General features: G+C 29.8%; 15 protein-coding genes. 12 read left to right on the forward strand and 3 right to left on the reverse strand.

Annotated elements, in window-relative coordinates:
- Positions 1-212 precede the first annotated feature (212 nt).
- Entirely contained in the window at positions 213-737 is a 525-nt protein-coding gene (locus CD121_RS01845; RefSeq protein WP_107999983.1) for a hypothetical protein, read from the reverse strand.
- A gap of 137 nt (positions 738-874) precedes the next feature.
- On the opposite strand from CD121_RS01845, the gene CD121_RS01850 reads away from it, so the two are divergent.
- The 5 genes from CD121_RS01850 (at position 875) to CD121_RS01870 (ending at position 6,173) form a co-directional block, all read left to right on the forward strand.
- On the forward strand, positions 875-2,110 hold the full coding sequence (locus CD121_RS01850) for an ArgE/DapE family deacylase (RefSeq protein WP_126567359.1): 1,236 nt from the start codon (positions 875-877) through the stop codon (positions 2,108-2,110).
- A 160-nt stretch (positions 2,111-2,270) separates the two neighbouring features.
- Positions 2,271-2,834 carry an immunodominant staphylococcal antigen IsaB family protein gene (isaB, locus tag CD121_RS01855; RefSeq protein WP_119622505.1) on the forward strand — a complete coding sequence of 188 codons (564 nt, stop codon included), beginning with the start codon at positions 2,271-2,273 and terminating at the stop codon, positions 2,832-2,834.
- A 160-nt stretch (positions 2,835-2,994) separates the two neighbouring features.
- Complete coding sequence (locus tag CD121_RS01860) at positions 2,995-4,518, forward strand: M4 family metallopeptidase (protein WP_119622506.1); 1,524 nt, start codon at positions 2,995-2,997, stop codon at positions 4,516-4,518.
- 411 nt (positions 4,519-4,929) lie between these two features.
- Positions 4,930-5,937 carry an ornithine carbamoyltransferase gene (argF, locus tag CD121_RS01865; RefSeq protein ID WP_070453314.1) on the forward strand — a complete coding sequence of 336 codons (1,008 nt, stop codon included), beginning with the start codon at positions 4,930-4,932 and terminating at the stop codon, positions 5,935-5,937.
- 23 nt (positions 5,938-5,960) lie between these two features.
- Entirely contained in the window at positions 5,961-6,173 is a 213-nt protein-coding gene (locus CD121_RS01870) for a hypothetical protein (protein ID WP_070453311.1), read from the forward strand.
- 86 nt (positions 6,174-6,259) lie between these two features.
- Here CD121_RS01870 and CD121_RS01875 read toward each other — a convergent pair whose 3' ends face one another.
- The gene (locus tag CD121_RS01875) at positions 6,260-7,900 is read right to left on the reverse strand and encodes an alpha-keto acid decarboxylase family protein (protein WP_119623008.1); all 1,641 of its coding nucleotides are present in this window, start codon (positions 7,898-7,900) and stop codon (positions 6,260-6,262) included.
- Positions 7,901-8,066: 166 nt separating this feature from the next.
- Here CD121_RS01875 and CD121_RS01880 point away from each other — a divergent pair, with 166 nt between their 5' ends.
- Both CD121_RS01880 and CD121_RS01885 read left to right on the forward strand, forming a co-directional pair.
- Complete coding sequence (locus CD121_RS01880) at positions 8,067-8,516, forward strand: MarR family winged helix-turn-helix transcriptional regulator (protein WP_017637238.1); 450 nt, start codon at positions 8,067-8,069, stop codon at positions 8,514-8,516.
- A 233-nt stretch (positions 8,517-8,749) separates the two neighbouring features.
- Positions 8,750-8,851 carry an SE2200 family small protein gene (locus CD121_RS01885; RefSeq protein WP_017637237.1) on the forward strand — a complete coding sequence of 34 codons (102 nt, stop codon included), beginning with the start codon at positions 8,750-8,752 and terminating at the stop codon, positions 8,849-8,851.
- Between the two features lie 91 nt (positions 8,852-8,942).
- Here the strand turns inward: CD121_RS01885 and CD121_RS01890 are convergent, their stop codons facing one another.
- Complete coding sequence (locus tag CD121_RS01890) at positions 8,943-10,397, reverse strand: alkaline phosphatase (protein ID WP_029055919.1); 1,455 nt, start codon at positions 10,395-10,397, stop codon at positions 8,943-8,945.
- A 266-nt stretch (positions 10,398-10,663) separates the two neighbouring features.
- Here CD121_RS01890 and CD121_RS12195 point away from each other — a divergent pair, with 266 nt between their 5' ends.
- The 5 genes from CD121_RS12195 to CD121_RS01910 all read left to right on the forward strand — a co-directional run.
- A complete protein-coding gene (locus tag CD121_RS12195) occupies positions 10,664-10,831 on the forward strand; it encodes a hypothetical protein (protein WP_017637236.1) in 168 nt (55 codons plus the stop codon).
- A 21-nt stretch (positions 10,832-10,852) separates the two neighbouring features.
- Entirely contained in the window at positions 10,853-11,518 is a 666-nt protein-coding gene (locus tag CD121_RS01895) for a response regulator transcription factor (protein WP_046466948.1), read from the forward strand.
- A 5-nt stretch (positions 11,519-11,523) separates the two neighbouring features.
- Positions 11,524-12,417 (forward strand): sensor histidine kinase, encoded by an 894-nt coding sequence (locus CD121_RS01900; protein ID WP_119622704.1) that lies wholly within the window; start codon positions 11,524-11,526, stop codon positions 12,415-12,417.
- A gap of 106 nt (positions 12,418-12,523) precedes the next feature.
- The gene (locus CD121_RS01905; protein WP_126567360.1) at positions 12,524-13,276 is read left to right on the forward strand and encodes an ABC transporter ATP-binding protein; all 753 of its coding nucleotides are present in this window, start codon (positions 12,524-12,526) and stop codon (positions 13,274-13,276) included.
- A 5-nt stretch (positions 13,277-13,281) separates the two neighbouring features.
- Positions 13,282-15,242, forward strand: a 1,961-nt coding sequence (locus tag CD121_RS01910) for an FtsX-like permease family protein (RefSeq protein ID WP_143565111.1), incomplete at its 3' end; no start/stop codon positions are given.

A 15,242-nucleotide genomic window follows, 5' to 3' on the forward strand; every position in this document is an offset into this window, starting at 1 on the left:
GAGAAGTTACTTGCACACAAAATCATTTTTAAATAATATTATAATATATTAATATAATTCATTGATATGAAGATAATAAGTGATGATTTTGATGAAATAGTTAGCGCTAAGTGGAAAGATTGAAGTGAGATTTAATTAAAATCAAAACAAAAAAGGATTAGACATTCAGCTCATTGAGCCTGTGTGAGAATGACCTAACCCTATTTCTTATTTTATTCTGATTTGTTCTGTTTATTTGAATTACTACTGTTATTCTGCGATGAGTGATTCGCATTTTGGTTAGTAGTTTGTCCATTGTTAGCTTTAGGAGTTTCTGTACTCGTATTAGATTGATTTTGTTTCTTAGATGCTGATGGTTGTTGTGAACGAGTTGATTGATTACTACTACGTTGTGAAGATTGTGCAGGTTGTGTTGATTGTTTGGCTTGTGTTGATTGATTTTGAGACGTTTGATTATTATTTTTATTTGATTTTTGAATCGTTTGTTGACTAGCTGAACTATTAGAGCGTGTATTACTTGGTTGTTGAGACGATGAAGGCTCAGTTTGAACAGGCTCCTGCTGTTTAGTAGTTGTTTGTTTTTTATCTTTAGAGTCTTTCTTTTTATCTTTGTCTTCAGTTTGATGATTTGTTTTGTGATGTGATGATTTATTTTGATGAGTTAAAGCTGCGAAAACAGAAAATCCTAATGCTATTACAAGTGCTAAAACAACAATACTTGCTAATATTTTTTTCAAAAGCATATCCTCCATTAACTTCGATGATAATTAATTATATTATAATCAATTTTCTGAATAAGAACATATCATTTAATTATATTTTTAATGAAGAATGTTAATTGACTTCAAATATGATAGGAAAGAAAGTGAAATTTATGGCCGTATTAAATAACGAAGAAAAGGTAAAAATTTTATCAGATATTGTATCTATTCCTACAGTTAATGATAATGAATTAGAGGTAGCGTTGTATTTACAGCAATGTCTTAACAAATATAATATTGAATCTGAAATAGACAGAGTATCAGATAAACGTGCAAATCTTATTGCAACAATTGGCTCAGGAAAGCCAGTAATTGCAGTTTCAGGTCACATGGATGTTGTACATGAAGGAAATCATGAGGAATGGACATCGCCTCCATTTGAGTTAACAGAACGAGATGGCTATTTATACGGTAGAGGTGCTGCCGATATGAAATCAGGACTAGCGGCATTAGTGATAGCAATGATAGAAATTAAAGAAAGTGGCCAATTACCTAAAGGAACAATTAAATTATTAGCAACTGCTGGAGAAGAAATGGAACAAGCCGGATCAGAGCAATTATATCGTAAAGGTTATATGGATGACGTAGATGCACTAGTGATAGCTGAGCCATCATATCCAAGTATTGTATATGCACATAAGGGTTCTATGGATATTAGAATTACATCTAAAGGTCGTTCGAGCCATAGTTCAACACCGTTTATGGGAGAAAATGCGATCACACCACTGATCGAATTTATTCAAAATATTAATAAAGAATATGAAGAAATCACTCAAAATATTAAAGGTACAGCATTAAACTATGGTAATATGGTCGACCAAATGGCTAGTCAGTTACCTAGTTATGTTAGTAAAGAAGAAGTGCAAACTAGAATACAAGGTCTTGTTATGACAAATAGCATCATTAAAGGTGGCACTCAAGTAAATTCAGTTCCAGATTATGCAACTGCTGAATTTAATATTAGAACGATTCCTGAATACAATAATGAAAAAGTTAAAGCTTTATTTGAAAAATATATCAACATGGCAAATGATAAAGGAGCAAAATTAACGCACGACATATATTTAGATTTGGATCCTGTAGTGACTACTGGAGACAATCGTTTGTTTAAATTAGGACATCAGTTAGCGACAAATTACTTCAATCAATCAGAATTAGTGATTACACCAACTGTTGCAGTTACAGACGCATCTAATTTATTAAAAGGTAAAACAGATGCTTTTCCATTTTTAATGATTGGACCAGGAAAAGGACCTCATCAAATCGACGAGTGTGTAAATAAAGCGGATTATTTAAAATTCATAGACTATTATATCCAACTGCTAACTACATATTTAGAAGAATGTTAAAAATTAATTATGTTTACAAGTGTTTTATGTTCATCAACAATTTGAATATTACAAATATGTAATAACAACTGCTTTTAATTGTATGTCTTTGACCGATAGCGTATAATTTAGAAGTCTCATTGAGAGACATAGTAACAGATAAAGAAAGTGAGGTACTCTCATGAATAAAAAGACTAAAACAATTATTGCGTCTACATTAGCTTTTGGAACATTATTAAGTGCATCAGCGAGTGCGCCGCCAGTTATAAATACTACTGCTCATGCAGCAACTACACAACAACATAATGCATATTATACTTATAAAGGTGACGCAGGCTACGATGCAAAATTCGTATTAGATAAAAACTTCAAAAATGCTATCAAAGCTCAAAATGTAACATTTAATGGTATAAAAATTGCATCAACAAATTCAACAAAAAATATTGTTAAATCAGATCAATTATTCCGCCAATATGATAAAAAAACTAAAAAGGCTTCACTAGTTGATATTCCATTGAAAAAACAATTGAAGCTAACTGATTTACAAAAATCATATGGTAAAGATTTGAAAAAAGTAAATAATGGTAAAAATAATAATACTGGTATCTATTATTACCAACCTAATAAAAAAGGTGAAACAGTATGGTTTGACTCTTCTAAAGGTAAAATTGACCGTATAGTAATTGGTTATGAAAAAACTAAAGTAGCTGTAAAAGAAGATAAAGCTATCAAAAAAATTAAATAAAATAAGATTTTTTACAGACGTCATATATTAAATGACGTCTTTTTTATTGTGTTTTATAAAGAATATTCAAAGTATTTTATGAAATTTGCATTTACTTTTTTGAAAAATATAAATATTATTGGGGGAGATTATAAATTTTGTGAATAAATGGAGGAGTTCTATGAATAAAATTTCAAAAATTGCTATTTCAGGCATCTCATTATTAACATTAAGCAGTTCTATTTATAGTGGAAATGCCGATGCTAAGATCGAACAGTCATCAACTAAAAGTAAAATAGAAATTACAGAAAAACATAAAGCATTCCAAGCATTAAAAGTATTACCTAATGATAAAAATGCGAAAAAACAATATAAACATTACAAAACTGTTGAGGTGAAAACTGACCAATTAGGTTATACACATTACACTTTACAGCCAAAGTTTAAAAATACATATGTGCCTGATAGAGAAGTTAAAATACATACAGATCAAAAAGGGAAAGTAGTTCTTATAAATGGAAATACGAGTGGTGGTGAAATTAAGCCAAGTAATAGTATTGAAATTAATAAAAACGAAGCTCTGAATAAAGCATTCGAATCTATTTCTATGTCATCAAATAAAGCTAAAAACTTTAAAGATAATGTTGTTAAAGAGAATAATATCCAAATTAGTGGTCAACATAATAAATATGTTTATAATATTGAAATCGTAACAACATACCCTAAAATATCTCACTGGACTATACAAGTAGATGCCCAAACAGGTGAGGTCGTTGATAAATTAAATAATATGCAACATGCTGCTACTAAAGGTACAGGCAAAAGTGTACTAAATAAAAACAAAAAAATTAATATCAATAGTCAGAAAAAAGGATATGCACTGCAAGATGTGACACATCAAGGTAAAATTTCAGCTTATGACTATAATGATAAATCAGGTGATTCGAAACTAATGACTGATAAAGATAAAAACTTTGTAAGTCAGTCCCAACGAGCTGGCGTAGACGCTAATGACTATGCTAAAGACGTTTACGAGTATTATAAAAATAAATTTGGACGAGAATCTTATGATGATAAAGGAAGTACTATCGATTCACTGACACATGTTAACCAATTTGAGAATGAAGACAATCGAAATAATGCTGCATGGATTGGAGACAAAATGATTTATGGTGATGGCGATAATGAAAATTATTTACCATTCTCTGGTGCTAAAGATGTTGTAGCACATGAAATTACACATGGAATCACCCAAGAAACAGCGGATTTAGTATATGAAAATCAACCGGGAGCCTTAAATGAAAGTATTTCTGATACCTTTGCATACTTTATTGATAGTGATAACTTTTTAATAGGTGAAGATATATACACACCTAATGTTAAAGGCGATGCACTTAGAAGTATGTCTAAACCTGAACAATATGATCAACCATCTAATATGAAACATTATTCAAAAACTCAAGAAGATAATGGCGGAGTACATACCAATTCTGGTATACCTAACAAAGCTGCGTACTTAACTATCAAACGTATTGGTAAAGATAAAGCAGAACAAATTTATTATCGAACATTAACACAATATCTTTCTTCAAATTCTGATTTTGAAGATGCAAAGAAATCATTACATCAAGCAGCACTTGATTTATATGATAAATCCACTGCAGACAAAGTAAATCAATCATGGGAAGATGTCGGCGTTGAATAATATTTATATAGTTAAAAGCTTTTCATTGTGAATGAGACAATGAAAGGCTTTTTTAATATACGTCACACTTAGGTTTGTCTTACGGTAGACATCGAGTAGTCTTAATTTCAAAGTAAAAACAAGAAGATATAAATAAATAGATTAACTTGCTTGAAATGTAGAAAATTATTTTTGAAAGATAATAATATGATTGTTGCTTAGTCTTTTTCTTTTAAAATGTTTCATGAGAAACATCATGAAATAGTTTTATATTACAAAAACATATATACATAGAAAACGTATTTTGCTTCAGATTAGATAGCAACTAATCAGAATAACAAAGGGAAAAGCGCTTTTTAATTCATGCATAAATAATCATTATATTGAATCTATATTAATTTTATTGTAATATGTTATCAAGGAGTTGATGACATGAGAGAATTTAACTTTGAAGGTAAATGTTTTTTAAAATCGACTGATTATACTAAAGAAGAATTGAATTATATTATTGAAAAAGCACGACAATTAAAAGATGAAAAGAAAAATAATCAATCACATCAATTACTTCCAAATAAAAATATAGCTATTATTTTTGAAAAACCATCAACACGTACTCGAGCTGCTTTCAGTGTAGCGGCACATGATTTAGGAATGAATGTTGATTATTTTGGTCAAAATGAAATTCATTTAGGTAAAAAAGAATCTATTTATGATACTGCTAAAGTATTGGGAAGTATGTATGATGGTATTGAATTTAGAGGGCATGAACATGATGATGTGGAAACATTAGCAAGATATGCAAATGTACCAGTTTGGAATGGGTTAACGAATGAATGGCATCCTACTCAAATGTTAGCTGACTTCATGACTTTAAAAGAGGAATGGGGTACATTGGAAGGGAAAACGTTGACTTTTATAGGTGACGCTCAAAATAATGTTGCTAGTGATTTATTAGTTACAGGCGCTTTATTAGGTGTCAATGTAAACATTGTTGCACCTACGTCACGATTACCACAAGAAAAAGTAGTGACTATGGCTAAAGAATACGCACAACAAACTGGGGCGACAATACAATTAAGTAGTGAAATAGATAATACAATATATCAAACAGATGCTCTATATACTGATGTTTGGTTTTCAATGGGAGAACCTGAAAATGTTATAGAAGAACGTGTAGCAATGTTAAAACCTTATCAAGTGAACATGTCAATAATTAAAAAAGTTCAAAATCCGAATGTAAAAGTACTACATTGTTTGCCAGCTTTCCATAATACACAAACTAAAGTAGGTAACGAAGTTTATCAGAAATATGGACTCTCTGAAATGGAGATTACTGATGAAGTATTTAATAGTTCGTATTCTATTATTTTTAAGCAAGCAGAGAATCGTTTACATTCAATTAAAGCAATAATGGCATTAACTTTAGGAGGATTAAAATAAATCATTAAAAAGAGGTGATATATATGATTATAGAAGTCTCTAAAGAATTAAAATCGTTTCTTTATCAAAAATATGAAATAGAGATAGGTGAAATTGCAAGTAAACAAATTATTGATCATTTATATCCTATGATTAAAGATGAAATACATGAAGATATTAAATCAGAAATACAGGAACAGACTATTAATCATGTTATTGAAAAATTAGAAGAAGAAAAAATGATTCAGCATCAATAAAAACAATCCTCTTGAATAATGATCTAAATTTCATTATTCAAGAGGATTTCTATACAAGTAAGTTGTTATATGAAGTTAATGCTTAATTATTTATTTTGTGAAGCAAATGCTTTTGCAATATCGCTTAATTTAGTTGGTGCATCTTCAACAGCCATTTTGACTTCGACGAAATGCATACGATCATTATTAGCGTTTATGTTTTCAAAAGCATCTTTAAGTTCATGGGATGTGTTGACATCATGAACTGCAACATTATCGCCACCAAACACAGCAGGTAACGCTTTATAATCCCACATATGAATATCATTATAAGGTTCTTTCATACCATGAATTAATCTTTCAACCGTATAACCATCGTTATTAATAACAAATATAACAGGTTTCAATTGCTGTCTAATCATAGTAGATAATGATTGGACAGTTAATTGTAATGAGCCATCTCCGATTAATAAAATATTTCTTCTGTTAGGCGCAGCAATTTGAGTGCCTAGTGTGGCAGGTAATGTATAACCAATTGAGCCCCATAAAGGTTGACCTATAAATGTATTATCTTTATATAAAGATAAGTCATATGCACCGAAGAATGACGTTCCTTGATCAGCTATTAAAATATCATCAAGTTGTATGAATTCTTGCATCATCTTGAAATAAGTTGCTTGTGTTAAAGGTTGATCATCTAATATATAATCGTTATTTTCTTCTCTAACATATGAAGGGAAATCAGATGTATTTTTATATGAAATATTCATTAATCCTTTTAATAAGTTAGGTAAAGCAATATCGTTTGAAGTTGTTTCATTCATTTTAAAATAGTTGTGATTTAACATAACGACATCATCTATATCGAATTCATATGAGAAACCTGCTGTTGCAGAGTCAGTTAATTTAGCACCAATATTTAAGATGGCATCGCTTTGGTTAACATAGTTTTTAACATTTTCTTCAGCAATACTACCATCAAAGATTCCAAGATAGTGTTCATTTTCCTCATTAAAGGCACCTTTACCTAAAGAAAGTTGTGCTACTGGGATATTTGTTTGATTAACAAATCGTTCTAGCTCTGAATGTAGGCCAAAACTATTAATTTCATGACCTGCAATAATAACAGGTTGCTTAGCAGCATTCAATTTATCTTCAATCATTTTGATATAGCTAGAAATATCTTGTTCTGTTGGTTGTTTAGGTTGGAACGTTGAAGTCACATCTATTTCAGTCATAGCTACATCAATAGGCAAATGGATATGAACTGGGCGACGTTCATTTATAGCTTCTTGAATTAGTCTTGGAATTTCTGTCGTTGCATTGTCAGGTGTAATGTATCCTTGAGCTGTAGTAATGGGTTCAAACATTTTTCTGTAATCATCAAATTTACCTTCACCTAATGAGTGGTGAACATATTTACCAGCAGATTCAACCGCTCGAGTAGGTGCCCCAGTAATTGCAATTACTGGTACGCGTTCGGCATAAGAACCTGCAATACCATTGACAGCACTTAATTCACCTACACCAAAAGTAGTGACTAATGCACCTAAACCATTGATTCGTGAATAACCATCTGCAGCATAGCTAGCGTTTAATTCATTCGTATTGCCAATCCACTCTACGTGTTCATGTGAAATTATATCGTCTAAAAAGGCTAAGTTAAAATCGCCAGGGACACCGAATATTTTATCTACTCCTGCAGCGTGTACTGCATCCATCAAATATTGTCCTACACGTTGTTTCATAACTCATTCCACCTTCGTTTATGTATTTGTATATTACATTTAAAAGATAACTTTTTAAGATTATAAAGTCAACTAACTTGACCTTTCTAGTTATAAGTATAAACATGACGAAATACTGAATTTTTATTATAATAAGTCTTAAACATAAGAAAAGGAAAGAAAGCAAATGTCGACAAATAAAAATGATTATGAACATATGTTGTTTTACTTCGCATATAAAACCTTTGTTACAACTGCCGACGACATTATTGAACAATATGGCATGAGTCGTCAGCATCACCGGTTTTTATTTTTTATCAATAAATTACCAGGTATTACTATTAAAGAGTTATTACAAACTTTGGAAATCTCAAAACAAGGTTCACATGCTACATTAAGAACTTTAAAAGAAAAGGGACTTATCATAGAGAAAACGTCCGACAAAGATCGTCGAGTAAAACAATTATATTCAACTGACAGTGGGAACGCGTTAATCAATGAACTTAATTATGCTCAAGATCACTTATTACAAACAATCCAACAAAAAGTAGGTCATAATTGGTACGATATTATGGAAGAACTAGCAATTCGAAGAGATGGTTTTAAACATATAGAGCATTTAAAAGGACAAGAGTAATAAAAGATATTTTATAAACTTATATCGTTTTATATCTAATTAAAAAGTTCTCCTGAAGCAGTTGTCATTCATACTCATTCTGTATATTTGTGCTAAGTATATTAAATTTAATTTATGTTTTTTCAATCCTATTAGATTAAGGTTTTTAAAATTATTGGAAAAAAGTGTATAATTATGTCATAAGAATTTCAAAGCGATAATTGAAATGAATAAATTGAAAAGGAGTTTTGATGATGAAAAAATTAGCTATACTTTTAACTTTAGTTGGTGCAGGTTACTATGCTTTTAAAAGATATCAAAACCATGTAAACCAAGCGCCAAATATTGAATATTAATTTAGATATTTAATATAACTGTATACATGAAATTAATCCGAGATGAGGTTTTACTCATCCCGGATTTTTTTAAAATCATTTTTTTAAATCATTATTTGACGTCATTAGCGAAAAAGTCGAATATGTTTTTAGCACTATCAGTATTTTCTTTATTACCTGTGAATTTTTTAGAACCAGGACCATATGCATAAGTATTAACATCTTCACCAGTATGACCATATGTTGTCCAACCAGTATGAGATTCATCATTAATTGGTTTTTGGATTGCATCTTGAAGATGTGTTGTTTGTTCTTCTACTTTAGGATCTTCGTCATCTTTACTTTTTTTAGTTAATTTTTTAAGTTTTTTAGCTTCTTTTTTAACTTTATCCATTTGTTCTTTAGGGAAATCAATGCCATAGCCTTCTTTAATAACTTTTTCAGGATCTTTTCCTGATGCGATTTCTTTAGTCATATATGAACCAGAATGTTTCATTTGATGTATGGCTTGAGGATTCCATTTATAATCTTTGCCTTTTGCAATTGTCATACCACCAGTAGAATGGTCAGCTGTAGCCACAACTAGCGTATCTTTATGATTTTTCGCATAATCAATAGCATTTGAAAATGCTTTATCAAAGCCTTGCATTTCAGACATGACACCTGTTACATCATTTGGGTGTGCAGATTTATCAATAGAAGCACCTTCTACCATTAGGAAGAATCCTTTATCATTTTTTTCAAGTTTACTTAAAGCACTTTTTTCCATATCAACTAATAATGGGTTACTATTTGGCGCATCAATTTGAAGCGGCATATCTTCTTCTGAGAACAATCCTAATACTTGTTTTTTGCTAGATTGATTAAGCTCATTTTTGTTAGATACTACATCGTAGCCATCTTTTTTAAATTTTTCATCAAGATTGCCGTTCTCTTTGCCAAAGTATTTAGAGCCACCACCTAAAAGTACATCTACCTTATGTTTGCCATTAATTTTATCTTTATAAAATTGTTTAGCAATCTCATCTTTTTTATCTCTTGAATCTACATGAGAAGCATAGGCAGCTGGTGTTGCGTCAGTGAGTTCAGCAGTTGATACTAATCCAGTTGATTTGCCTTTTTCTTTAGCGTCTTCTAAAACTGTTTTAACTTTTTTCTTATTTTCGTCTACACCAATGGCACCATTATACGTTTTATGACCAGAACTAAATGCAGTTGCTCCTGCAGCTGAGTCTGTCACGTTTTCTTTAGGATCGTTTGGATATGTACGATTCGTACCCTTTAAGTATTTATCAAAAGTGGTAGGATTCATAGATTTTGCAGATGGATCATTTTGGTAATAACGATAGGCCGTATTAAATGATGGACCCATACCATCACCCACTAAAAAGATGACATTTTTTGGATTTTTAGTATTACCGAAGGCTACTGCGTCATCTTTGTTTTTATCCTTACTTTTATCAGCATTTGTTTCTGAAGCTGAAGATATATTTGTCGTACTTAATAATGTTGCAGCGACTATGCTACCCGACAACAAATACTTACCAATATGTTTAAAAGATTTCATTAAAAAAGCCTCCTAAAATATGTATATACTCATTACATTTTAATTATAAGAAAATAATTTTGACTGTTTATGATATTCATGTAAATAGATTGTAAATCTATAATAAATTTTAATTACATTAAGAAATGTAAAAGTAAATCACTCATAACAAATGTATTTTTTATAATAAAGATGTAAAATAGATAATAAATACAGTGTAGTAAGAGAAATTAAGGTGTGTATTTATCATCGTAACTTCTTAAGCTAATATGACTGAGGTGAAGAAAATGATATTTGTCATGTTATCCCCATTATTTATAGTAGGTTTTATTGCTTTAAGTATTTATGAAGAAAAAAGAAGAAAAAAGAACCAAGAAGCTAAAAACAATCAAAATGAAAATCATATTCAACATCAAACTGATGAAAAAGATAAACATCAAGATAAAACAATTTAGCGCAACGAAAGGTGTATCTTAATGAAGATTTTTATAGTAGAAGATGATTTTGTCATTGCAGAAAGTTTAGCTAATGAACTTAAAAATTGGAATTATGAGGTAAGTATAGCTAAACAATTCTCAAATATTTTAGATGACTTCATCACATATCAACCTGACATAGTATTGTTAGATATTAATCTACCGACATTAAATGGATTTCATTGGTGCCAAGAAATAAGAAAGATTTCTAATGTGCCTATTATATTTATCAGTTCTCGAACGGATAATATGGATCAAATTATGGCTATCCAAATGGGTGGCGATGACTTCATAGAAAAGCCATTTAATTTATCATTAACGGTTGCTAAAGTTCAAGCATTACTTCGTCGTACCTATGATTTAGCAGTTTCCAATGATGAATTAACTGTCAAAGGTTGTAAGTTAATTATTGATGAGGCCAAAATTATTTATAACGAAGAAGCAATACAATTATCTTTAACAGAACTTCAAATCATAAAGTTATTATTCCAAAATGAAGGGAAATTCGTTAAACGCAATGCTTTGATTGAAAAATGTTGGGAATCTGAAAATTATATAGATGATAATACATTAGCCGTTAATATGACGCGACTGCGCAAGAAATTAAATCAAATTGGTTTAAAAGACTTTATTGAAACGAAGAAAAATGTTGGATATAGGGTGTAAATAAAATGATGTTACCTTTTATAAAAACAATTAAAAATGAAATTGCAATCGTCACATTAATATTATTATTATTTGCTGTGATCTTTTTTGTATTTTCACTTTCAATGAGTGCATTGCTGCTTGGTATTGCTATTGTTTTATTTATTATGCTGATTTATTGGTGGATTAGTTATTTAGGATTTCAAAAACAAGTTAATCTTAAACATAAAATAGAGGTACTTGAAGAAGAATTATTTGAAACAAAAAAACGACAAGCTGAATATCAAAAAGATATTGAAAGTTATTTTTTAACATGGGTACATCAAATTAAAACACCTATTACTGCCACCCAATTATTATTAGAACGTAATGAACATAATGTTGTTAATCAAGTAAGACAAGAAATAGTACAAATAGATAATTATACTAGTCTAGCATTAAGTTATTTGAAATTACTTAATGAAGCTTCTGATATGAGTATTTCAGAAGTAAAAATTGACGAGTTAATCAAGCCTTTAATTATGAAGTATCGTGTACATTTTATTGAACAAAATACTAAAATCCATTATCAATCAGTTGATGATAACGTATTAACCGATGCACAATGGGCATCTATATTAATAGAACAGTTGTTAAATAATGCATTAAAGTATGCACGTGGCAAAGATATTTGGATTAACTTTAACTCAGAAACAAAACAATTATATATCAAAGATAATGGTATAGGTATTAGCCAAGCAGATTTACCAAAAATCTTTGACAAAGGATATTCTGGATATAATGGGAGTCTTAATGAATCATCTAGTGGTATAGGTTTATTTATTGTTAAACACATATCTCAACATCTTAATTTAAACGTTGAAGTAGAATCAAAATTAAACAGTGGTACGCATTTTACGATTGATTTTCCAAGAGAATGATAACTTTCAAAATTGTAAGGTAACCAACAAAATTTGTAAGAAATTATAAATGTTGTTGGTTATTTTTTAATATAAAATAGGTAATGATTAGGAAAGGAGCGTCCATATGTTATTAGAAGTGAAGCAAGTTAAAAAAGTGTTTGGCAAGGGGCTAAATAGGACAGAAGCATTAAGTGATATGAATTTATTTGTTGATAAAGGTGAATTTGTAGCTATTATAGGAGAATCAGGTTCGGGAAAAACAACTTTACTTCAACTTATTGCGACGTTCGATCAATTGACAGAAGGAACGATTCAAATCGATGGTCAATCATTAGCATCACTGAAATCGAAAGATATCGCTTCATTTCGACGTGAACAATTAGGTTTTGTTTTTCAAGACTTTAATTTATTAGATTCAATGACTAACAAAGATAATATTTTAATGCCATTAGTTTTGGCTAATAAACCAGTTAAAGTTATGCAACAGCGTATTGATAACTTAGCTCAGCGTCTTAATATTAGTGATATATTAAATCAATTTCCTAACCAAATTTCTGGAGGACAAAAGCAACGAGTAGCTATAGCAAGAGCGCTTATTACACAACCCCAAATTTTATTAGCTGATGAGCCCACTGGTGCACTTGATTCGAAAAGTTCAAAACATTTAATGCAATTATTTCAACAAATTAATCAACAACAATTACAAACGATTTTGATGGTGACTCATTCTAATATTGATGCTTCATATGCGAATAGAGTCATATTTATAAAAGATGGACGTTTGTACCATGAAATTTATCGTGGAGAAGAAAGACAATCAGAATATCAAAAGCGAATTGCTGATAGTTTAGCTATCTTAAATAATGGGAGGGAGTAAATGAGATGCCCTTTTCGATGATTTGGACTATGGTTAAGCGTCATTTTGTAACACAACGACATATCATCTTACCATTTATTTTATCTTCAAGTATTATATTTGCTATAGAATACATATTATTATCTATTACGACTAATTCATATATACAACAACATCACCAAATGCTAGGTATGTTTGCAATTATTGGTAATGTATTCATGTCATTATTGGCTGTCATTTTTATTATTTATGCCAATCAATTTGTAATGAAACAACAACAAAAGACATTTTCACTGTATCTTATTTTAGGAATGGAAAAGAAACATATTAGAGTGATGTTACTTATTGAACATATAATAAAATACTGCATTATAACGATAATTAGTATCGTGGGTGGATATTTATTTGGATCATTATTCTTTATGTTAATCAATAAAATTACGACAGGTCATCAAACTAGTTTACGTGCATATCCATTTGATGTTAAAGCAATGTGGATTACATTATTGTTGTTATTTATAGTGATGTTATTACTTTTTATGATTAATCAATTTAAAATCACGCTACAAAATCCTATGCAATTAATTAATAAAAAGGTTTATCACAAGCGACGTTATAAAAAAGTGATCAATTATATACTTCTACTTGTAGGCATTATTCTTGTGGGCAATGGTTATAGAATTGCATTGCAGGACAATACGCCTGTTGAATCTTTTTTTGCATTGTTTATAGCTATATTTTTCGTGTTTTCTGGTACTTATTTATTATTTGTTTCATTCAGTGTGCTTATAATAGAAAGATTACAAAAGTTGCCAAAGTATTATTATCAACCTAAGCATTTCTTTTTAATTTCTGGTCTAAGAACACGCATGAAATCTAATGCTATTGGTTTGGCAAGCATAGCACTACTTTGTACTTTCTTAATTGTTACTTTAGGGATGACAGTAACTACATATAGAGGTTTAGATAAAAATGTAAATGAAATGTGGAAAAATCAATATGTAACGAGTGTAGATGGAGACTTTCATCATAATCAACAAACTGCTAAAAAAGTAAAAAAAGTAATTAATGATATTAAACAGAAGACGAATGCTGATACGCCAAAAGTTTATACGCAATCACTGTTTAATGTATATTTGGATGCTAATTCAGAATATCAAAGATTATTAAAACCGAGTGAAACACCAAATAAGTTTAATATTGATCCAGGGAAAAATAAAAATGTATTTATAACTGTTATGAATTTAAATGACTATAATCAATTTAATCGTCATCTCCATCTTAAAGATAATGAAGTTGGCGTAAACACTAATATGAATATTCTAGATGATTCTGACAAAATAGTCATACAAGGTAAACCTTACCATATAAAACGTGTCCATCAGACTAACGTTAATTCTCTAAGATTCAGTGAAAATATTAATTTGATAGTGAAAAATGATAGGGAATTAAATCAAATAGTTAACTACTATAACAAGTCGACATCACAATCGAACATGCATTTAACAAATACGACGATAGAGTTTAATGACTATGAGTTAAAAGGAAATGATTCACCGATAATACATGAGATTGAACGAAAACATGATATAGATATTAGTACTTATGAGCAATTTAAGAACGTTTGGTACAACATTAATGGAGGACTTATATTTGTTGGAAGTTTAGTATCATTAGTTCTATTTATTGGCATATTTTTAATTATTTATTACAAGCAAGTTTCTGAAGCACAAGAAGATGTTCAAAATTATCTTACTATGGAACATTTAGGTATTGATAATCAGAAAATCAAACACATATTGGATCAACAATTAATATGGTTATTTAGTATTCCTTTTATCGTAGCTATCATTCATACATTATTTGCTTCTAAAATTATATATGAAATTTTAGGTTTGTTTGGAGAAGTATACATAGGTATATATATTACAAGCTTTATAAGTATTGTTCTCATTGTAGGTATAATTTATTTTATTATGTATAAAAT

Source organism: Staphylococcus pasteuri, assembly GCF_003970495.1.
Lineage (GTDB): Bacteria > Bacillota > Bacilli > Staphylococcales > Staphylococcaceae > Staphylococcus > Staphylococcus pasteuri.